This window comes from Pseudomonas sp. NBRC 111140 (assembly GCF_001320885.1).
Taxonomy (GTDB): Bacteria; Pseudomonadota; Gammaproteobacteria; order Pseudomonadales; family Pseudomonadaceae; genus Aquipseudomonas; species Aquipseudomonas putida_P.
The window spans coordinates 22,767-42,771 of sequence record NZ_BCBQ01000054.1; the positions used below are offsets into that span (position 1 = coordinate 22,767).

Here is a 20,005-nt window from a genome sequence, read left to right on the forward strand (position 1 = left end):
TGCTTACTGCATGGACTCGATCAGGGCCCACAGTGCAGGGTCGTTGAAGTCATCTATCACCAGCTGTGCACCCGCCGCCAGCAAACGTTCAGCGGTCTGCGTCGTTGCCACGCCCACGGTAAAGATCCCCGCGCCACTGGCAGCGGTCACCCCCGGCAATGAGTCCTCGAAAGCCAGCGCCTGCCTGGCCTCGGCACCCAGCTGCTGCAGCCCGGTGAGGTAAGGCAGCGGGTCTGGCTTGGGCCGCGCCAGTTCCTCGGCCACCAACACATGTTCAAAGCGCTGGCCAAGGCCCATGGCGTTCAGCATGTGCTCGGCGTTCAGTCGCGGTGCGTTGGTCACCACACACATGCCGATGGCATGGGCCTGGGCGTGCTCCAACAGGCGCAGCAGGCCTGGCATGGGTTCAAGTGACGGCGACAGGTCGCGGAACAATGCCTCCTTGCGGTCGGCCAACGCCTGGCACTGTTCGACACTGGCGCCGTTGAACAGCTCGGCGAACAGTTCACCATTGGCGCGGCCACTGACCTGAGCATCGAACTGCGCCTGGCTCAGCTCACGGCCGTCGTGCTCACGCAGCAGTTGGCGAAAGGCCTGCAGGTGCAGGGTGTCGGTGTCGGTAAGGGTTCCGTCGAGGTCGAACAGCAGGGCGGTCAGCATGGGATATCCAGATCAAAAAAACACAAGCCAAGGGATCATAACCAAAGTGGGCGACAAAGGGGGCTGGTCAGCGCGCCACGAAAAGAGTACAAATGTGCTCCATGGACAATCTTACCCCCAAGCGCCGCGCCATTTTCGAATTCATCCGCGAGCGCATTGCCGAGCACAGCCAGCCGCCAAGCCTGGCCGATATCGCCACGCGCTTCGGTTTTGCTTCGCGCAGCGTCGCCCGCAAGCACATTACCGCCCTGTGCCAAGCCGGTTACATCGATGTCACGCCTAACCAGGCGCGGGGCATTCGCCTGGCCGAACCGTTGCGCCGGCCGGAGATTCTCGAAATCCCGGTGCTGGGCCAGGTAGCGGCAGGCGCCCCCATAGGCCCGGACCTCGATATCCACGAACAGTTGCTGCTCGACCCCAGCATGTTCCGCCGCACCCCTGACTACCTGCTTAAAGTGCGTGGCGACTCGATGATCGACGACGGCATCTTCGACGGTGACCTGGTCGGCATCCTGCAACAGGCCGACGCCCGTGACGGGCAGATCGTGGTGGCGCGCCTGGACGGCGAAGTGACCATCAAGCGCCTGCAACGCCAGGGTGGCAATTACCGGCTGTTGCCCCGTAACCCGGCCTATGCGCCCATCGATGTGCAGCCAGAACAGGAATTCTTCATCGAAGGCGTATTCTGCGGCCTGCTGAGGCGCGACTGATGGGCGCGGTGGTCGACCTCGACAGGCTGCTCGACCAGCGCCGTATCTGGCGCGGTCGGCAGGCCGAGGCGCGGCCACTCGGGTTGCAGCCAACCGGCCATGCGGCCCTCGACGCACGCTTGCCCGAAGGCGGCTGGCCGGCGGCAGCACTGAGCGAGCTGTTGCTGGCCAGCCCCGGCTGTGGCGAGTTGCACTTGCTGTGGCCAACCCTGGCCCGGCTGAGTGCAGATGCCAACCGCGTAGTGCTGGTGGCACCGCCCTTCATTCCTTACGCACCGGCCTGGCAGGCAGCTGGTGTGGACCTGCGCTGGCTGGTACAAGTGGACGCCGAACCTGCCGATGCCCTGTGGGCCGCCGAGCAGTGCCTGCGCTCGGGCAGTTGTGCGGCGGTGCTGTGCTGGCCGGAGCGCGCCGATGACCGCGCCCTGCGGCGCTTGCAGGTGGCCGCCGAAACCGGTCAGGCGTTGGCATTCGCCTGCAGGCCGCAGCAGGCGGCGCACAACCCTTCACCGGCAGCACTGCGCATTGCCGTCGACACTCGGCCGGCACAATGGCGCGTGCTGAAAAGCCGTGGTGGCATGCCTCCAGCGCTGCCCATTGCCTGCCCAGGGCGGGGCTGATGCGCCATGCTCTGGGCTTGCATTCTGCTCCCCCAGCTTGCGCTGGATACCGTGCTGCGTGAGCGTGACGACCTTGATACCCCCTTGGTACTCATTGGCGGGCCGACTCAGCGACGTGTGTTGCAGTCGGTCAACATGGCCGCCGCTGCACTGGGCCTGCGAGCCGGGCAACCCCTGACTGCAGCGCGTGCCCTGGCGGATGGCTTCACCTGCGTCGAAGTCGACCCAAAACGCATCGACCAGGTGCAGCAACTGCTGGCAGCCTGGGCTTACCGCTTCAGTGCCCAGGTCAGCCTGCATTACCCTCGGGCGCTGTTGCTGGAAGTAGGCTCCAGCCTGCAACTGTTCGGCCCCTGGCCTTTGTTCGAGGCGCGCCTGCGCCAGGAGTTGGCAGAACTGGGCCTGCGCCAACGCATCGTTCTGGCTAGCAACCCGGTGGCGGCTCGCATGCTTGCCAATGGGCACGATGGCTTGGCCGTGAGCGATGCCGAGGCCACCCGTGCAGCGCTGTTGAGCATGCCCATCACACGTGTCGGCTTGCCGGCAGAAGCCGCCGAAGCTTTTGCCCGCATGGGCCTGCGCCAGCTGGGCCAGGTAGTGGCCTTGCCGCGCGACACGTTGGCCAGACGCTTTTCTGCCCAGGTGCAGTTGCACCTCGACCAACTGCTAGGCCTGCGCAACCTGGGGCTGGACTTCTATCGGCCACCGGACCGCTTTGAAACCCGTCTCGAACTGAACTTCGACGTCGAATCGCACCAGGCGCTGTTGTTCCCACTGCGGCGCATGCTCAACGACCTTGCTGCCTTTCTGGCCGGGCGCGACTGCGGGGTGCAGCGCTTTTGCCTGTATCTGGAGCATGCCGAGGGGCCAGACACGGTGCTCAAGGTTGGCCTGCTGGCGGCCGAACGCGATGCGTCGATGTTGTTCGAATTGGCCCGTGGCCGCCTGGAGCCGCTACGCATACCCGCACCGGTGCGCAACCTGCGGCTGGTGGCCGAAGACTTGCCACCGTTCGTGCCACAGCATCAGGCGTTGTTCGACCCTCGGGCGCAACAGGCGCAACCCTGGGAGCAATTGCGTGAGCGGCTGCGCGCGCGCCTGGGGGATGAGGCCGTCAAGGGGCTAAGCGCGGCAGCCGATCACCGCCCCGAATGCGCCTGGCAACTGGCAGAGCAGGGCGCTCAAGGCCACATGCCGGTTGCCCCAGGCAGTCGCCCAGGCTGGCTGCTGCCGGCACCGATGGCGCTGGATGGCGCCGGCTATCAGGTGCAGGGTTACGCTGAACGCATCGAATCCGGCTGGTGGGATGGCGGCGATGTGCGACGCGATTACTACCATATCGAAACCCGTGACGGCCTGCGCGGCTGGGCCTACCGCGACTTGAGCCAGGCCGGCCCACTGTGGTTGCAGGGTTGGTTCGCATGAACACGCCGGGTTATGCCGAGCTGCATTGCCTGTCCAACTTCAGCTTCCAGCGCGGTGCGTCGAGTGCCGATGAGCTGTTCCGGCGCGCGCGCGAACAAGGCTACCAGGCCTTGGCGATTACTGACGAATGCACGTTGGCCGGTATCGTGCGCGCCTGGCAGGCCGCCAAGGCGCATCAGCTGCGGCTCATCGTCGGCAGCGAGGTGCAGTTGCACGACGGGCCCAAGCTGGTGCTGTTGGTCGAGAACCTGACCGGCTACCAGAACCTGTGCGCACTGATCACCCGTGCCCGGCGGCGGACAGAGAAGGGTGAGTACCAGTTGTTTCGTGACGACCTGCAGCAGCACCATCAAGGCCTGCTGGCCTTGTGGGTGGCCGACGACAGTGTTGATAAAGCCACCGGTGAATGGCTGCGCAGTGTATTCGCCGAGCGTCTGTGGCTGGCCGTGCACCTGCACCGGGGCTGTGACGATGCCATGCGCCTGCAGCGCCTGCAGGCACTGGCGGCTGATGTGGGCGTGCGCGCCGTGGCCTGTGGCGACGTACATATGCATGTGCGAGGCCGCCGTGCCTTGCAGGACTGCATGACTGCCATCCGCCAGCATTGCCAGGTAAACGAGGCCGGGCGCTTTCTGTTTGCCAACGGCGAGCGGCACCTGCGCAGCCAAGCGCAACTGGGGGAACTGTACCCGGCCAACTTGCTGGCAGAGACCTTGACCATTGCCCAGCGCTGTCAATTCGACCTCAGCGAATTGAAATACCAGTACCCGTGCGAACTGGTGCCCGAGGGCCACACCCCGGCCAGCTGGTTGCGTGATCTGTGCGAGCAGGGCTTGCCGTTGCGCTGGCCAAACGGGCCAAGTGAAAAGGTGCGCGATGTGCTGGCCAAGGAACTGGCGTTGATCGAAGAGCTTGGTTACGAAAGCTATTTCTTGACCGTGCACGACATTGTCGCTTTCGCCCGCAGCCAGCGCATTCTGTGCCAGGGCCGTGGCTCGGCAGCCAACTCGGTAGTGTGTTTCGTGCTGGGCATCACCGAACTCGACCCTATGGAGCATCACCTGCTGTTCGAGCGATTTCTGTCTCGCGAACGCAACGAGCCGCCCGATATCGATGTGGATTTCGAGCATGACCGACGCGAAGAAGTGATCCAGTACGTGTTCCGCCGCTATGGCCGGCACCGTGCAGCACTGACGGCGGTGGTCAACACCTATCATGCCGCCGGAGCTGTGCGGGATGTGGCGAGGGTGCTGGGGCTGCCTGCCGACCAGGTGGATGCATTGGCCAAGTGCTGTGGCCGCTGGAGCGACCGTATACCCGATGAGCAGCGCCTGGCCGAGGCCGGTTTTGAGGCCGGCAGCCCTTCGCTGCGGCGGGTGCTGGTACTTGCTGGTGAACTGATCGGCTTCCCCCGGCACCTGTCGCAACACCCAGGTGGCTTCGTCATCTCCCAGCAACCGCTCGACCAGTTGGTGCCAGTGGAGAATGCGGCCATGGCGCAGCGTACGGTGATCCAGTGGGACAAGGACGACCTGGACATGGTCGGCTTGCTCAAGGTCGACGTGCTGGCGCTGGGCATGCTCAGTGCCTTGCGCCGTTGCTTCGACCTGCTGCAGCGCCACCGTGGCCGGCAGCTGACCCTGGCGACCATCCCCAGCGAAGACCCAGCCACCTACGCCATGATCAGCCGCGCCGAGACCATGGGTGTGTTCCAGATCGAGTCACGCGCGCAAATGGCCATGTTGCCCAGGCTGCGGCCCACCACGTTCTACGATCTGGTCATCGAAGTGGCCATCGTCCGCCCCGGTCCGATCCAGGGCGACATGGTTCATCCGTACCTGCGCCGGCGCCTGAAACAGGAGCCGGTGACGTACCCGTCCGCGCAACTCAAGGCAGTCTTCGAACGTACGTTGGGTGTACCGCTATTCCAGGAGCAGGTGATGGAACTGGCCATGGTCGCAGCCGACTATACGCCGGGCGAGGCTGACCAGTTGCGCCGCAGCATGGCGGCCTGGAAGCGCCATGGGGGCCTGGAACCGCACCGCGAGCGGCTGGTACAGGGCATGCTGCGCAACGGTTACGAGCTGGCGTTTGCCGAGCGCATCTTCGAGCAAATCAAGGGCTTTGGCAGCTATGGCTTCCCTGAATCGCATGCGGCCAGTTTTGCCCTGCTGTGCTACGCCAGCAGTTGGTTGAAGTGCCATGAGCCGGCGATCTTCACGTGTGCGTTGGTCAACAGCTGGCCGATGGGCTTCTACAGCCCTGACCAGTTGCTGCAGGAGGCTCGCCGCCAGGGTATCGAGGTGCGGCCCGTAGACGTTTGCCACAGTGAATGGGACTGTACCCTCGAGCCTGATGAGCATGGCACGTTGGCCATTCGCATGGGCTTGCGCCTTGTGCGTGGCCTGGCCGAAGCCGATGCCAGGCGTTTGCAGCAGGCAAGGGCGCAACGGCCATGGCGCGACATCGAAGACCTGTGCCTGCGTGCCGGGCTCGACTCACGGGCCCGAGCCCGCCTGGCCGATGCCGGAGCGCTGCGGGCCTTGGCCAGCGATCGGCATCAGGCACGCTGGCAGGTGGCAGCGGTGCAGCCGCAGCTGCCGTTGTTCGCCGACGTGCAAGCCTTGCCGGAAGTGGCGGTGGCTTTGCCTGCACCTACCGTGGACGAGGACCTGGTAGCCGATTATCAAACCCTCGGTACTACGCTTGGCCCGCATCCACTGGCCCTGCTGCGCTCACGCCTGAGGGCGCTGGGGTGTCGTAGCTCGAGTGAGCTGCAAGGTGTCGAGCATGGCGACACCATTGCCGTGGCCGGGCTGGTAGTAGGCCGCCAACGGCCCCAGACCGCGAGTGGAGTGACCTTCGTTACCCTGGAGGATGAGCACGGGATGGTCAACGTGGTGGTGTGGCGGGACATTGCCGAACGGCAGCGGCGGGCCTTGGTGGGGTCTCAGCTGCTCAAGGTCAGTGGGCGGCTGGAGCAGGAGAATGGTGTGCGGCACTTGATTGCACGGCGGCTGGAGGATGTGAGCCCGCTGTTGCAAGGGCTGGATGTGCGTAGCCGGGATTTTCATTAACCGTACGCTAATTGTATGAGCGGCCCAAGGCCGCTCATACAATTAGCAGTGCTACCACTCAGACCATCGCTAACCGCTGCTTGCGCGTGGGTGCCGGGAACGCCCGATCAATCGCTCGCAGGTCTTCGCGGGTCAAGGTCAGCGCACCCGCAGCCGCATTCAGCCGCACATGCTCGGGCGTCACCGCCTTGGGGATGGCAACCACCCCGTCATCACGGGTCACCCAGGCCAGGCTAACCTGGGCCGGTGTGGCGCCATGGCGCTCGGCGATTTCTGCCAGTACCGGGTGTTGCAACAAGCGCCCGCCTTGGGCCAGCGGGCAGTAGGCCATGGTCGGTAATGCACGCTTTTCGCACCACGGCAGCAAGTCGAATTCGATGCCACGTTGGGCCGGGTTGTACAGCACCTGGTTGGTGGCACAGTCAGGGTTGTGCAGTTCGCGCAGGTCATCGACGTCGAAGTTGGACACGCCCCAGCGCTTGATCTTGCCTTGCTCGCGCAAGCGTTCGAAGGCTTCGACGGTTTCCTCCAGCGGGTGCTGGCCTCGCCAGTGCAACAGGTAAAGATCGATGCAGTCGGTGCCCAGGCGCGTGAGGCTACGTTCGCAGGCGGCCGACATGTTGCGGCGGCCGGCATTGTGCGGGTAGACCTTGCTGACCAGAAACACCTGCTCGCGGCGCCCGGCAATGGCCTGGCCAACGACTTCTTCCGCCCCCCCTTCGGCATACATCTCGGCGGTGTCGATCAGGTTCAGGCCCAGCTCGATACCCTGTTGCAGGGCCGCCACTTCGTCAGCCTTGCGCGCAGGGTCTTCCCCCATGTACCAAGTGCCCTGGCCGATGGCCGGGACCTGCGTACCTGCCAGTTTCACATAACGCATGTCACCTCCGGGATGCGGGTATTGGAAAGCAGAACTTCAAGCAGCGCTTGCGCTGCGGTGGAAAGCTGGTGCTCGCTGAGCGCAATCACGCCAATGCGCCGTTCGACGACAGGCTCGACCAAGGTCACGCAACGGGCGCCCAGCTCCTGCATCTGGTTGATGCACAGCGCCGGCACGGCACTGACCCCCAGGCCGCTGGCGACCATGCGGCCAATGGTTGTCAGCTGGTGGCTCTCGAAGGCCACTGCCAGCTTGCCGTGTTGGGCCGCCACATTCTGCTCCATCAGCAGGCGCACCGCCGAAGGGCGTTGCAGGGCCACGAAATCTTCGGCCATCAGCTGTGCCCAGCTGACCTGGGGCAGCAGTGCCAAGGGTGAGTCGGCGGGCAGCACTGCAACGAAGCGGTCCATGTACAACGGGTGAAAGTCCAGGCTATCGATGTTATCCGGCTCGAAGCCGATGCCCAGCTCGACGCGGCGATGGCGAACCAGTTCCTGTACCTGTTCGTTGATCACGTCATGCACGGTGACGTTGACCTTGGGGTAGCGTTGGCGAAACACCTTGAGCGAATGGGGCAGCAAATTGCCGGCGAAGGCCGGCATGGCCGCCACCGACACGCGGCCCAGTTGCAGGGTGAAGCGCTGGCGCAGCATCTCTTCGGTGTCGTCCCAGTCGGCCAGCAGGCGCCGTGCCAGTGGCAGTAGCACTTCGCCTTCGGCGGTCAGGCTGACGCTGCGCGTGGTGCGGCTGAGCAGGGCGCCGCCAAGGTTTTCTTCCAGGGCCTTGATGGTCAGGCTCAAGGCCGGTTGCGAAACATGCAGGTGTTCACCGGCCTGGGCGAAGCTCTGGTACTTGGCCACGGCGACAAAGGCGCGCAGTTGCTTGACGTTCATGTCGGGCCTATTGTTTGTTTTGTAAAAGTTATCAATCGATGACGAAAACAAAATTAACAAATCAGTCGCTTGCGGTGAAGATGTCTGCACACGCTCACCGACAGCCTCGTCGGTTCAACAACTACAAAAGGCGGATCAGCATGGCCGGACTGGACAAGCGCGTTGCAACCTATGAACAGGCCCTCGAAGGCCTGACCGACAACATGACGGTACTGGCCGGTGGCTTTGGCCTGTGCGGCATCCCGGAAAACCTTATCAGCGAAATCAAGCGGCGTGGCGTCAAGGGCCTGACGGTGGTCTCCAACAACTGCGGCGTCGACGGCTTCGGCCTGGGTGTGCTGCTGGAAGACCGGCAGATCCGCAAGATGATCGCCTCCTACGTGGGCGAAAACGCCGAGTTCGAGCGCCAGCTGCTCAGCGGCGAACTGGAAGTGGAACTGACCCCGCAGGGCACCCTCGCCGAAAAAATGCGCGCGGGAGGGGCCGGCATCCCGGCGTTCTACACTGCCACCGGCTACGGCACACCGGTAGCCGACGGCAAGGAAGTGCGCGAGTTCAAGGGCCGCAAGTACATCCTCGAAGAATCCATCACCGGTGACTTTGCCATCGTCAAGGGCTGGAAGGCCGACCACTACGGTAACGTGGTGTACCGCAACACCGCGCAAAACTTCAACCCGCTGGCGGCCACCGCCGGCAAGATCACCGTGGTCGAAGTGGAAGAAATCGTCGAGCCGGGCGTGCTGCTGCCCAGCGAAATCCACACCCCGGGCATCTACGTGGACCGTGTCATCGTCGGCACCTTCGAAAAGCGTATCGAAAAGCGCACCGTCAAGGCCTGAGCGCCATCACCAGAACAACAAAGAGATCCTGACCATGGCACTGACCCGCGAACAGATGGCACAACGCGTCGCCCGTGAACTGAAGGACGGCTACTACGTCAACCTGGGCATCGGCATTCCGACCCTGGTGGCCAACTATGTACCGGCCGATATGGATGTGATGCTGCAGTCGGAAAACGGCCTGCTCGGCATGGGCGAATTCCCGACCGAAAGCACTATCGATGCCGACATGATCAATGCCGGCAAGCAAACCGTCACCGCCCGCCGCGGTGCCTCGATCTTCGATTCGGCACAATCGTTCGCCATGATCCGTGGTGGCCACGTCGACCTGACCGTGCTGGGTGCTTTCGAGGTGGACGTGCAGGGCAACATCGCCTCGTGGATGATCCCGGGCAAGCTGGTCAAGGGCATGGGTGGCGCCATGGACCTGGTGGCTGGCGCCGACAACATCATCGTCACCATGACCCACGCCTCCAAGGATGGCGAGTCCAAGCTATTGCCCCAGTGCAGCTTGCCGCTGACCGGTGCCGGTTGCATCCGCAAGGTGCTTACCGACCTGGCCTACCTGGAAATCGAAGACGGCGCGTTCATCCTGCGCGAGACTGCGCCGGGGGTGAGCGTCGAGGAAATCATCGAGAAAACCGCCGGCAAGCTGATCGTGCCGGATGATGTGAAGGAAATGACCTTCTAAGGCATTACACGATCCTACCCTGTGGGAGCGGGCGTGCCCGCGAATGCTGCGGTGAATTTACCGATGCATTCGCGGGCATGGCCGTTCCCACAGGGTTTTGTGTTTTCTGGCAACACGTGTCACCTCATAAAACCAATAAAAGGAATTCAACTGTGGCCGCTGAAATTCAAGACAGCCGTTCCGCGCGCTTTGCCTTGCGCTGCTCCAACTGGGCCGAACGCTGGTTCCCCGATTCCTGGGTGTTCGCCGCCTTGGCGGTGCTGCTGGTGTGCATTGGCGCACTGGCCATGGGGGCCAAGCCGACCGACACCGCCAAAGCGTTTGGCGACGGTTTCTGGAGCTTGATCCCGTTCACCATGCAGATGGCCTTCGTGGTCATTGGTGGCTATGTGGTTGCCAGTTCGCCGCCCGCCGCGCGTCTGATCGATCGCCTGGCGCGCATCCCCGGCAACGGTCGCTCGGCCGTGTGCTGGGTAGCGCTGATATCGATGCTGGCCTCCTTGCTCAACTGGGGCCTGTCGCTGGTGTTCGGTGGTTTGCTGGTACGCGCCCTGGCGCGGCGCACCGACCTGAAAATGGACTACCGCGCCGCCGGTGCGGCTGCCTACCTGGGCTTGGGCGCGGTGTGGGCGCTGGGCCTGTCATCGTCGGCGGCGCAGCTACAAGCCAACCCGGCCAGCCTGCCACCCTCGATCCTGTCGATTACTGGGGTGATCCCGTTCACCGAAACCATTTTCCTCTGGCAGTCCGGCGTGATGTTGGCGGCGCTGGTGGTGGTCTCGCTGGTGATCGCCTACGCCACCGCCCCGGGCCCGAACAGTGCACGCAGCGCTGAAGACTGTGGTGTCGACCCCACCTTCACGGCGCCGCCCGCACCGCAACGTACCCGCCCAGGTGAGTGGCTGGAGCACAGCCCCATCCTGATTCTGCTGCTGGTGGCCCTGGCCGCTGGCTGGCTGTACCAGGAGTTCGCCACCAAGCCGGCGATTACCGCTATCTCCGGGCTGAACACCTACAACCTGTTGTTCATCATGCTCGGTGCCTTGCTGCACTGGCGCCCGCGCAGTTTCCTTGACGCGGTGGCGCGTGCCGTGCCGACCACCACGGGGGTGCTGATCCAGTTCCCGCTGTACGGTTCGATCGCCGCCATCCTCACCCAGGTGAAGGGTGTCGACGAACAGACCCTGGCCCACCATATTTCGTTGTTCTTCACCCAGATTGCCACCCATGACACCTATGCCGTGCTGATGGGGGTGTATTCGGCGGTGCTGGGCTTCTTCATCCCCTCGGGCGGTGGCAAGTGGATCATCGAGGCCCCCTACGTGATGCTGGTGGCGAATGACCTGCAGTACCACCTGGGCTGGGCGGTGCAGATCTACAACGCTGCCGAAGCTTTGCCGAACCTGATCAACCCGTTCTACATGCTGCCGCTGCTGGGCGTACTGGGGCTCAAGGCGCGCGACCTGATCGGCTTCTCGTTCGTGCAGTTGCTGGTGCATGTGCCGTTGGTGCTGGTGTTGCTGTGGGCACTGGGTACGACGTTGCAGTACGTACCGCCAGTGATGCCTTGATTGAAGGCCATCCCTGCAGGCTTGGCGTCAGCTTTCAGACGCGTATCATGGCTGCCTCAGCCTGGGAAACACGCGTTACATGTCTATTCGATTGAAACTGCTGCGTAAGAAACTGGGGATGACCCTGGAAATGCTCGCCGAAAAGACCGGCATGACCAAAAGCTACCTGTCCAAGGTCGAGCGCGGCCTCAACACGCCCTCGATCGCGGCGGCGCTGAAACTGGCACGGGCGCTGAACGTCAATGTCGAAGAGCTGTTCGCCGAAGAACAGGCTGGGCAGAGCCGCTACAGCCTGGTGCGCCATGGCCAGCGCCAGGCGTTGGTAGGCGATGGGCAAGGGCCGGGATACGCGGCCCTCACCAGCCAGGTCGGCCAACGCAGCCTGCTGCCGTTCCTGATCCAGCCACCCTCCGAATTCAGTGACCCCACGTTCAAGGAACACCAGGGCGAGGAGTTCCTGTTCGTGCATGCTGGCCAGGTGGAAGTGGACTTCATGAACGAACGGGTGCTGCTGGAACAGGGCGATGCCCTTCATTTCAACGCCCAGACGCCGCACCGGCTACGCTCGGTAGGTGTCACGCCGGCGCAGTTGCTGGTCGTGGTTCACCACGCAGACGAGTGAAACCTCTGGGGGCAGGGCATGCCCCCTATGCGTTCTCAGCCGTGAAACGCAGCCTCCGCCCTGATAGCGCGCCCTTGCATAAATTGCATGTCGATATTTTGACGAAAGCCCCCATCGCCCATTGAATTTTATTATGGTGTCGGATCATTGACGTAATGTCATTGTGCCCATAAGCTCAAGTCAACAAAGAAACAACTCCCGCCACACCGCGCTAATAACTATTTGATTTTTCCTGTTTTCTGGAGGGGTGTATGCGCACGACTCTGATTATCAAATCGATGTTTTTGCTGGTAATGCTGAGTGGCGCTGCGCGCGCGGCAGATTCGTATATAAATCAGAACAGTATCATTCCTGTTTCAACTGCCGGCTGGTTCTTTGCCTTTGCCGTCATCGGCTTTGTAGCCGTTGCCAACCGCAGAAAGATCTGAACCGCATGCCTGGCATGTGAAGGGATGCATGCCGCAAGCGCAAGACCTGGCTTGTGAATTCTTCAACCGTTGCTATATTCCCAGTAGCCTGTATAGGCCCATGTCTGCAGGGTGTTGCAGCCCACGTCTACAGCGTCAAGGCAAGGGCCTCCAGGAAGGTCGAGGCCATCGCGGCAGCGGTACGTCGCGAAGCGGAGCGAGAGTTGGTGTGTTGTTCTCATTCAGTGCTCTTTGTCGGGCCATTTGGCCGGAGGGACCCTCATGGTGCGTTCAATGTTTGCCGCGTTCTGCCTGCTGACGGTGTGGTCTGGCGCCGGTAACGCCGACCAGAGCAGTGCTGCCTATCTGCTCAGCCCCGGCGATGTGGTGATGGTTTCGGTGTGGCAGGAAGACAGCCTGCGTCAAGAAGCCACCGTTCTTCCCGATGGCAGTATCACCTTCCCCCTGGCCGGGCGCATCAATGTCGCCGGCCTGGATGTGACGGCAGTCGAAAAACAGGTGGCTGCCAAACTCGAAAAGTTCCTTCCCGACCCTAACGTCAGCGTTGTCGTCAAGAGCATCGCCGGCAACATGGTCTACGTACAAGGCAAAGTGATCAAGCCTGGGCCGGTGCAAATGGCAGGCCCTACGGCGGTGCTTCAAGCTTTGAGCATGTCGGGTGGCCTGGACAAGTTTGCTGACGAAAGCGAAATCAAGGTGGTCCGTGGCGCAGGCGCTTCCCAAAAGATCCTGCCCGTGCGATATAAGGACCTGGTGTCTGGGCGGGACATGTCCACCAACATCCAACTTCAGGCTGGCGATACGCTGGTCGTTCCTTGATCTTGCCTTTTAATAAGAACATTTAATGCCTCTTCTTAGAACAACTAGCATTGCAACGGCAATCTTGGCCTTGCCGTTTACGGACGCGGTCCTGGCGGCAAATTGGCAGTCTACGGTGGCGGTACCGACATCCGTCGAATATGACAGCAACCCTTTGTTGCTGACCTCGGGGGAGAAGGGCATAACGCGCACGATCATTGCGCCTGATTACACCCTGATCGGTACGTTCGACCGTGACGAATTGAGGTTGGGGCTGGGCATGCATGTGTTGCGCTCGTCCGACACGGATATAGTCGATGACCGTGAAGATCCCGATATCAGCCTGGGCTGGCAGCGCACCACCGAGCGTGGGCGGTTCGGCCTGGTGGCGCGCTACAACGAAAGCTCGACGCTGTCGGGGACAGTGCTGGACACCGGGGTGATCACCACCGACGGTACGCAAAAGCTCTACACCCTGACGGGCAACTGGAGCCAGGCGGTAACTGAACGCAGCACCTTGAGCAACGAAACCACTTACAACCGTGCCCGTTATGACATCAGTACGCTGACGGGCTACGAGGAGCTGGCGAACGTATTTACCTGGACTTACGCCTGGAGCGAGCGGGCCGATGTGTACACCCGCTTTGGCGCACGACGCTATGAGCCTGAGCAGGACCTTACCGCGACCGCCTCCAACAGCTACACCCCTGCAGTCGGCGTCAAGTACCAGCTTGCCGAAGGTTTGAGCGCCGATGCCCACATTGGCGTCAACCAGGTGTCTGGTGACGACGGCGGCCGGCGTGGGGAGGGTGGGGTTGCGTTGCTGTACACCGGCCCGCGTGCCGATGCCAGCTTTACCGCCGAACGCAGCACGGTGGCCAGCGCCGAAGGCGGTTTCGCCGAGCTGGACCAGGTGCGTGGTGTATGGAGCTACGCGGTGGCCGAACTGACTCGGGTGGGCGCCGACGCGGCCTGGCAAGACAGCAAAGGGCAGTCGCCCAACACGCTGCAGACTTACAGCGTATGGGCCAGCCGCCAGTTTTCGCCTTACTGGGACCTGCGCCTGTCACTGATGTACAAGGAACGGCAACAGGACCATGTACCGGATGCGACCGCAACGATCGTTGGTTTGACGTTGACGTACAGGTACCCCGACATCTGAACCGCAGGCAGGTGGCCCCATGAAGTCTGACTACGAGCTCTCCCTCAGAGATTACATCGCCATTATCAAGGACAGAGCCCTGGTGCTAGGGGTGAGTGCCGCAGTCATTCTTGTCGCGACCGTCGCCGTCGCCTTGATGGTGCCGCCGATCTACCAATCGACCGGCACCATTCTGGTGGAGTCGCAGCAGATTTCGCCCGAGCTGGTGTCGACCAACAACACCAGCTTTGCCGATGAGCGCATCGAGGTGATCCGCCAGCGGGTGATGACCCGTGAAAACCTGCTGCGCATCATCGGCAAGTACGACTTGTTCGCCGACAAGCGCCTCAGTGAAAGCGACAAGATCGACCAGATGCGCAACGCCATCGTGGTCGAAACCCTCACCACCTTTGTCCGTGGCCGTGGTGAAGCGACCGTGGCGTTCAATGTGTCGTTCGAGCACAAGCAAGCGCAAGTGGCCAAGGAAGTCGCCGACGAGTTGGTGACGCTGTTCCTCAACGAAAACCTCAAGCAGCGCACCGAGCGGGCCAACGAAACCACCGAGTTTCTTACCCAGGAAGCCAACAAACTGGGCGCCGAACTGGCCAGCCTGGAAAACCAGCTGGCCGATTTCAAGCAGGCTCATGCCAATGCGTTGCCCGAGCACCAGACCCTGCGCATGAACATGCTGTCGCGTTCGGAGCTGGAGTTCCGCGAAGTCGACCGTGACTACAAGGCTGCCCAGGAAGAGCTGCGCTACCTGGAGCTGGAACTGTCCGCGGCCAATGCCGGCCTGGCGACCAAAACGACTGAGGGCACCAGGCCAGCCTCTGCCGACCAACCCCAGGACCTGCCAAGCCTGAAGGCCGAGTATGCCCGGCTGCTGACCCGCTACAAGGACGCCCACCCGGATGTGGTGGCGATCAAACGCAAGATCCAGGCGCTCGAAGCCAGTGGCGATCGTACGGCGGCAGCGTCCACGGTCAGCCTCGACGTGGCCCGTGTGCGCGCCAAGATGAGCGCTGCCCAGGAGCGGATTGCCTCACTGTCCGAGCAGAAGCGTGAGCTGACCAAGAAGATGGAAGGCTACGAAGCTGAGATCCTCGAAGCACCGCAGGTCGAGCGCGGGTTGGTGACCTTGATGCGTGACCACGACAACGCACGTAAAAAGTATGAAGAAATCCGCGCCAAGGAAATGGGCGCGAAGATTACCGAAAGCCTCGAGCAGGAAAACAAGGCCGAACGCTTCGTGCTACTGGAGCCCCCTCTGCTGCCTGAGAAGCCGATCAAGCCAAACCGCAAGAAAATCGCGGCGCTTGGCCTGGTGCTGGCACCTGCTGGCGGCGGTGCGCTGGTGATGCTGATGGAAATGCTCAATCAGCGCGTGCGCGGTGTTGGCGCCCTGGAAAACCTGCTGGGTAAACGGGTTTTGGTTGCGGTGCCCTATATCGATACCAGGGCCGACGTGGCCAGGCGCAAGCGCTGGCGCAACCGGCTGATCCTGGCGGCACTGGCGTTGGCGGCTATCATGGTAGTGTTGGTGCACATGTTCTACATGCCACTGGATGTGCTGTTGTTCAAAGTCATGTCTCGGTTTGTATAGGGAAAGCAGTGATGGACAGGACCAAGCCGGCTGTTGGCAATAATCTTCATCAGGTTACCCCAGGCACACCCCAGGCACTGTCTCCCGCCCCCGGTACGGCGCTGGCAGAAGTGCCGGGGCAGTTCGACTACGTGAATACCAAGGTGGTGCCCCTGCGTGCGGACCACCTGGAGCGCCACCGCATCGTGGCGTACAACAAGAACTCCAACATGAACGGGCCGATCGACCTGCTGCGCACGCAGGTGCTCAGGGCCATGGAGGAAAACGGCTGGCGCACGCTGGCGATCACCTCGCCAACGCCTGAAGCGGGCAAGACGGTGCTGGCGATCAACCTGGCCATGAGTATTGCCCACCACACCACCAAGACGGCGTTGCTGGTGGACTTCGACCTGCGCCGGCCCAAGGTTGGCAGCACCCTGGGCCTGCCCATGGAGCAAGCGCTGAACGAGTTCCTGACGGACAAGGCCGAGTTGCAGGAATGCCTGGTCAACCCGACCTTGCCGCGCTTTGTGGTGCTGCCAACGCGGGTGCCAGTCCCGCTGTCCACCGAGATGCTGTCGTCGCCCAAAGTGAACAACCTGATCAGCGATTTGCGCAACCGCTACGAGTCGCGTATTTGCATTTTCGATTTGCCACCGCTGCTCAGCTCGGACGATGCGATCACCGTGATACCCAAGTTCGATTGTGTGTTGCTGGTGGTGGCCAACGGGATGAACAACAAAAAGGAAATCGAGGATTGCCTGCATCACCTGGCCACGGTGAACCTGATTGGGACGGTGTTGAACAAGGCGGACGAGCAACCGCGGACCTATTACTGATTGTCGGGCTGCTTTGCAGCCCATCGCGACACAAGGCCGCTCCCACAGGTGCAGCGCAAAAATCGACCATTTGCGCTGCACCTGTGGGAGCGGCCTTGTGTCGCGATGGGGCGCAAAGCGCCCCCAAGATCCTCAGCCCTGCTGCACAGTCCAGGGATACTGCAACTCCCACTGCCAGGCATGCCGCACAATTTGCTCCAGCGAGGCAAACTCTGGCCGCCAGCCCAGTACCTGTATCGCCTTGCTCGCATCAGCCACCAGCCGTGGCGGGTCGCCAGCGCGGCGCGGCGCATCGAGGGCATTGATCTGCCGCCCGGTCACCGTCCGCGCCGTATCGATCACCTGCTGCACCGAAAAGCCCAAGCCGTTGCCCAGGTTGAACGCGGTACGCTCGCCACCTGCCAGCAAATAGTCCACTGCCAGCGCATGGGCCGCGGCCAGGTCTGCAACATGCACGTAGTCACGTATGCAGGTGCCATCCGGCGTATCGTAGTCGCGGCCAAACACGGTCACCGCCTCCCGCCGGCCAGATGCCGCCTGCAAGATCAATGGAATCAGGTGGGTTTCCGGGTCGTGACGTTCCCCCAGCTGCCCTTCGGGGTCAGCGCCTGCGGCATTGAAATAGCGCAGGCAAACCGACTTCAAGCCATAGGCACGGTCGAAGTCCTCAAGAATCTGCTCGACCATCCATTTACTCAGCCCATAAGGGTTGATCGGCCCCTTGGTGTGCGCTTCATCGATCGGCACGTACTGTGGGTTGCCATAAACGGCGGCACTCGAAGAAAACACCAGGTGCTTGATGCCGGCATTCACCATGGCCTGCAGCAGGGCAAGGGTGGCTGCGACGTTGTTCTGGTAGTACTTGCCGGGCGCGCTGACCGACTCGCCCACTTGAATGAACGAGGCAAAATGGAACACCGCATCGAAGCGACAGACGCCAAACAGCACATCCAGTGCGGCCTCGTCGGCAATGTCGAGCTTGGCCCACTGGATGCCCGGGCCAGGCCAGACCAGGTCTGCCACCACCACTTCGTGGCCCACAGCAAGCAGGTGCTTGACCATGTGCGAGCCAATGTAACCCGCGCCACCCACCACCAGAAATTTCATCCCTACCTCCTGGAAACTGCTGTTTACAGACGCAGCGAACCCTCCCTGAAACGTGCAGGTGGGATGATCAGCGACAGGTGACCTGAGCGTAGATGGCCATATGCTCTATTTCAAGAACAGCCAGTTGGACATGTAGTGACCGTCGAAGGTAAGGGTGTATTGCCCATCCTTGTACGCCGCCGGCAGTGGCTTCAGTTGTGCCTGCGCATCGCGGGCGAACAGTTTCAGGCCAGCGGGCGCTTTGAGGGTCAGGCTGCCTTCAAGGGGTTCGACATTGAAGGGTGTCTTGTCATCGGCCTTGGGCATGGCACGGGTGCCCAGAGAAAGCAGCAGCTCACGCGACTGGCCCAAGGGTTTACCGTCCAGGCTCTGCACCACGACGCTGGCATAAGGTGTTTTCGAATTAACCTCAATGGCCCCCAGGCTGATCGAGCGGCCGCCCAGCCAGCCGGTGGCGGCCTGGGTCAACGGCGTGTCGATGGTGTAGAGGCCTTGTTGCCAGTTGCGTTTGAGCTCGCCAGTGTCGGTTACCGACTCGGTGGCATCGGCGGGCAGCAGCGATTGCCCTGGGTCCTGCAGTACCTGTGCGCCTGCCGGGATAGCCGCAGGCTTCAGCCAAGGCAGTTCCGGTGTTTGTGGCAGCGCGATCTGCAACTGGCCCTTTTCCATGGCCGTGCGCAACAGCACTGAATTGCGTGGAGTGATTTCCTGATCGTAGAGGGTGGCAGGTGTTGGTGCGAACACGTAGCGAGTGGTGGCTGGCTTGACGTCCGCACGGCGGTAGAGCAGGGCGGCGGCGGGTAGCGTGGCGATCATCGCCGGGTCGTTGTAGGCGTGCCAGTTGTCCGCGGTGCGCCAGCCGGGGTTGAACCCCTGTTGGCTGTAGGCGTATTGCATCATCGCGTCCCAGCCCTGATGGCTGGCGGTACCGGCCACGTATAGCGGCAGTGAGTGACGGTCGGGCAGCGGGAAGGGTTCAGCGTTCCACTCGGTGACAGTAAGTGGTTTGCCGACCACTTGGGCGGCGCCTATCCAGTCGATCATGCCGTCGCTGGTCAGTGGGTTCTTCTCCAGCTGGCCATTGGCACCGTAGCTATGGGCATCGATGACATCCCCTGCGGTAAGCGCCGGCAACGCGCTCAAACCGTTGCCGCCCCAGGTGCTGGTGGTCGCGATCGGTACTTTTACACCGAGGCCGCGCAAGTGGGCGATCATGTCGGCATTGAAGCGCTGCTCCAGGTCATTGAGAAACAGCTTGGACGGGCCATGCTCCCAGGCACGCCAGGTGAGGTCGGCGGGCAGGTCATGTTGCCTGGCGAAGGCCTTGGCGGCCGACATGTAGCGTTCGCTGTGGCGTGGTACATCCTTGTCTGGCAACAGGGCGTTGCCGTAGTGCTGGGTGAGGTCGTTCTCGTTGGTGATCAGCACGGCGGCGATGGCCGGGTCGTCCTTGTACGCCAGCCCAGTGTACTCGTTCACATGGGTCATGTACTGCTCGGCAAAGCGCTTCATCGCTTTCTGGATACTGTCGTTCACGTAGGCGTAACCCTTCAGGTCAACGCGACCTTCCTTCTCGGGCAACTCCTTGAAGTCTTCAATGTTGTCGTTGGCGGTAAATGCACGCTGCACATGCATGTCCAACCAGATGTAGATGCCTTCGTCCTTGAGCGCTTTGATCCACAGGTCTAGTTTGCGTAACGATTCGGCGCTGAGCTGCTGGGTATCGCGCACCAGGGTGCCGTCGCCGAACACGTTGGGGCTGACCCAGGGCGAGTCGTGGTGATGCAGGCGCACCAGGTTGAAACCCAGGGCCGACAGGCGCTTGGCCTGTTGGCGGATTTCTTCGTCCGGGCTTTTGAACAGCGAGTAGGCAGACAAGTTGGTGCCCCAGAAGCGCACCGGGGTGTTGTCGGCGAACATCAACTGGTCACCGACCGCCTTGACGAAGCCGCGCTTGCCGGCGGGCTTTTCTGCGGCGTTGAGGAATGCCAGGTCCACCGGTGAGGTGCGCCAATCCAGTTGGTCATCGGGCCAGCTGGCAGGGTCGGCCAGCCCGAAGCGCTCGTTGGGGGTGGGGCCCAGGTCGATGTCGCCGGTCACGTTGAGCACGGCCTTGAGCTGT

18 protein-coding genes are annotated in these 20,005 nt (G+C 62.2%); 13 read left to right on the plus strand and 5 right to left on the minus strand.

What is annotated here, in order from left to right:
• Positions 1-3: 3 nt before the first annotated feature.
• Positions 4-660 (minus strand): HAD family phosphatase, encoded by a 657-nt coding sequence (locus APH42_RS17595; protein WP_012272378.1) that lies wholly within the window; start codon positions 658-660, stop codon positions 4-6.
• 92 nt (positions 661-752) lie between these two features.
• On the opposite strand from APH42_RS17595, the gene lexA reads away from it, so the two are divergent.
• Genes lexA through APH42_RS17615 form a run of 4 tightly spaced genes read left to right on the plus strand, consistent with a single transcriptional unit; the run spans position 753 to position 6,492 of the window.
• Positions 753-1,370 (plus strand): transcriptional repressor LexA, encoded by a 618-nt coding sequence (gene lexA / locus APH42_RS17600; protein WP_012272377.1) that lies wholly within the window; start codon positions 753-755, stop codon positions 1,368-1,370.
• Positions 1,370-1,990, plus strand: a complete 621-nt coding sequence (gene imuA, locus APH42_RS17605) for a translesion DNA synthesis-associated protein ImuA (RefSeq protein ID WP_012272376.1) — start codon at positions 1,370-1,372, stop codon at positions 1,988-1,990. Before lexA ends, imuA begins: the two co-directional genes overlap by 1 nt.
• A gap of 6 nt (positions 1,991-1,996) precedes the next feature.
• Positions 1,997-3,415, plus strand: a complete 1,419-nt coding sequence (locus APH42_RS17610; protein WP_060493887.1) for a DNA polymerase Y family protein — start codon at positions 1,997-1,999, stop codon at positions 3,413-3,415.
• Positions 3,412-6,492: an error-prone DNA polymerase gene (locus APH42_RS17615; protein ID WP_060493888.1), complete on the plus strand. Its 3,081-nt coding sequence runs from the start codon at positions 3,412-3,414 to the stop codon at positions 6,490-6,492. Before APH42_RS17610 ends, APH42_RS17615 begins: the two co-directional genes overlap by 4 nt.
• A gap of 58 nt (positions 6,493-6,550) precedes the next feature.
• Here the strand turns inward: APH42_RS17615 and APH42_RS17620 are convergent, their stop codons facing one another.
• Positions 6,551-7,372 carry an aldo/keto reductase gene (locus APH42_RS17620; protein WP_012272373.1) on the minus strand — a complete coding sequence of 274 codons (822 nt, stop codon included), beginning with the start codon at positions 7,370-7,372 and terminating at the stop codon, positions 6,551-6,553.
• Entirely contained in the window at positions 7,360-8,265 is a 906-nt protein-coding gene (locus APH42_RS17625; protein WP_060493889.1) for a LysR family transcriptional regulator, read from the minus strand. The genes APH42_RS17620 and APH42_RS17625 overlap by 13 nt, the downstream gene beginning before the upstream one ends.
• 140 nt (positions 8,266-8,405) lie before the next feature.
• Here APH42_RS17625 and APH42_RS17630 point away from each other — a divergent pair, with 140 nt between their 5' ends.
• The 9 genes from APH42_RS17630 (at position 8,406) to APH42_RS17665 (ending at position 16,776) form a co-directional block, all read left to right on the plus strand.
• On the plus strand, positions 8,406-9,104 hold the full coding sequence (locus APH42_RS17630) for a CoA transferase subunit A (protein WP_004374230.1): 699 nt from the start codon (positions 8,406-8,408) through the stop codon (positions 9,102-9,104).
• Positions 9,105-9,138: 34 nt separating this feature from the next.
• Entirely contained in the window at positions 9,139-9,795 is a 657-nt protein-coding gene (locus tag APH42_RS17635) for a CoA transferase subunit B (protein ID WP_012272371.1), read from the plus strand.
• A 152-nt stretch (positions 9,796-9,947) separates the two neighbouring features.
• Positions 9,948-11,366, plus strand: a complete 1,419-nt coding sequence (locus tag APH42_RS17640; protein ID WP_012272370.1) for a short-chain fatty acid transporter — start codon at positions 9,948-9,950, stop codon at positions 11,364-11,366.
• Between the two features lie 79 nt (positions 11,367-11,445).
• Positions 11,446-11,988, plus strand: coding sequence for a helix-turn-helix domain-containing protein (locus APH42_RS17645; protein WP_012272369.1), 543 nt, complete (start codon positions 11,446-11,448; stop codon positions 11,986-11,988).
• 251 nt (positions 11,989-12,239) lie between these two features.
• On the plus strand, positions 12,240-12,416 hold the full coding sequence (gene eppA / locus APH42_RS30175; RefSeq protein WP_012272368.1) for an EPS-associated small membrane protein EppA: 177 nt from the start codon (positions 12,240-12,242) through the stop codon (positions 12,414-12,416).
• 261 nt (positions 12,417-12,677) lie between these two features.
• Entirely contained in the window at positions 12,678-13,235 is a 558-nt protein-coding gene (locus tag APH42_RS17650) for a polysaccharide biosynthesis/export family protein (RefSeq protein ID WP_012272367.1), read from the plus strand.
• Positions 13,236-13,260: 25 nt separating this feature from the next.
• On the plus strand, positions 13,261-14,376 hold the full coding sequence (locus tag APH42_RS17655; RefSeq protein WP_012272366.1) for a hypothetical protein: 1,116 nt from the start codon (positions 13,261-13,263) through the stop codon (positions 14,374-14,376).
• Positions 14,377-14,395: 19 nt separating this feature from the next.
• Positions 14,396-15,958 (plus strand): Wzz/FepE/Etk N-terminal domain-containing protein, encoded by a 1,563-nt coding sequence (locus APH42_RS17660; protein WP_012272365.1) that lies wholly within the window; start codon positions 14,396-14,398, stop codon positions 15,956-15,958.
• An 11-nt stretch (positions 15,959-15,969) separates the two neighbouring features.
• On the plus strand, positions 15,970-16,776 hold the full coding sequence (locus APH42_RS17665; RefSeq protein WP_012272364.1) for a CpsD/CapB family tyrosine-protein kinase: 807 nt from the start codon (positions 15,970-15,972) through the stop codon (positions 16,774-16,776).
• A gap of 132 nt (positions 16,777-16,908) precedes the next feature.
• On the opposite strand, the gene galE is transcribed toward APH42_RS17665, so the two are convergent.
• Entirely contained in the window at positions 16,909-17,883 is a 975-nt protein-coding gene (galE, locus tag APH42_RS17670; RefSeq protein ID WP_012272363.1) for a UDP-glucose 4-epimerase GalE, read from the minus strand.
• A 105-nt stretch (positions 17,884-17,988) separates the two neighbouring features.
• The coding region (locus APH42_RS17675; RefSeq protein ID WP_060493890.1) for a cellulase family glycosylhydrolase at positions 17,989-20,005 on the minus strand (2,017 nt) is incomplete at its 5' end.

Excerpts from the sequence above, each read along its gene's own strand:
- imuA (WP_012272376.1), top strand. The coding sequence starts at position 1,370 with ATGGGCGCGGTGGTCGACCTCGACAGGCTGCTCGACCAGCGCCGTATC.
- APH42_RS17630 (WP_004374230.1), top strand. The coding sequence starts at position 8,406 with ATGGCCGGACTGGACAAGCGCGTTGCAACCTATGAACAGGCCCTCGAA.
- APH42_RS17655 (WP_012272366.1), top strand. The coding sequence starts at position 13,261 with ATGCCTCTTCTTAGAACAACTAGCATTGCAACGGCAATCTTGGCCTTG.
- APH42_RS17650 (WP_012272367.1), top strand. The coding sequence starts at position 12,678 with ATGGTGCGTTCAATGTTTGCCGCGTTCTGCCTGCTGACGGTGTGGTCT.
- APH42_RS17595 (WP_012272378.1), bottom strand. The coding sequence starts at position 660 with ATGCTGACCGCCCTGCTGTTCGACCTCGACGGAACCCTTACCGACACC.
- APH42_RS17625 (WP_060493889.1), bottom strand. The coding sequence starts at position 8,265 with ATGAACGTCAAGCAACTGCGCGCCTTTGTCGCCGTGGCCAAGTACCAG.
- eppA (WP_012272368.1), top strand. The coding sequence starts at position 12,240 with ATGCGCACGACTCTGATTATCAAATCGATGTTTTTGCTGGTAATGCTG.
- APH42_RS17645 (WP_012272369.1), top strand. The coding sequence starts at position 11,446 with ATGTCTATTCGATTGAAACTGCTGCGTAAGAAACTGGGGATGACCCTG.
- APH42_RS17635 (WP_012272371.1), top strand. The coding sequence starts at position 9,139 with ATGGCACTGACCCGCGAACAGATGGCACAACGCGTCGCCCGTGAACTG.
- APH42_RS17615 (WP_060493888.1), top strand. The coding sequence starts at position 3,412 with ATGAACACGCCGGGTTATGCCGAGCTGCATTGCCTGTCCAACTTCAGC.
- APH42_RS17665 (WP_012272364.1), top strand. The coding sequence starts at position 15,970 with ATGGACAGGACCAAGCCGGCTGTTGGCAATAATCTTCATCAGGTTACC.
- APH42_RS17620 (WP_012272373.1), bottom strand. The coding sequence starts at position 7,372 with ATGCGTTATGTGAAACTGGCAGGTACGCAGGTCCCGGCCATCGGCCAG.
- APH42_RS17610 (WP_060493887.1), top strand. The coding sequence starts at position 1,997 with ATGCTCTGGGCTTGCATTCTGCTCCCCCAGCTTGCGCTGGATACCGTG.
- lexA (WP_012272377.1), top strand. The coding sequence starts at position 753 with ATGTGCTCCATGGACAATCTTACCCCCAAGCGCCGCGCCATTTTCGAA.
- APH42_RS17660 (WP_012272365.1), top strand. The coding sequence starts at position 14,396 with ATGAAGTCTGACTACGAGCTCTCCCTCAGAGATTACATCGCCATTATC.
- galE (WP_012272363.1), bottom strand. The coding sequence starts at position 17,883 with ATGAAATTTCTGGTGGTGGGTGGCGCGGGTTACATTGGCTCGCACATG.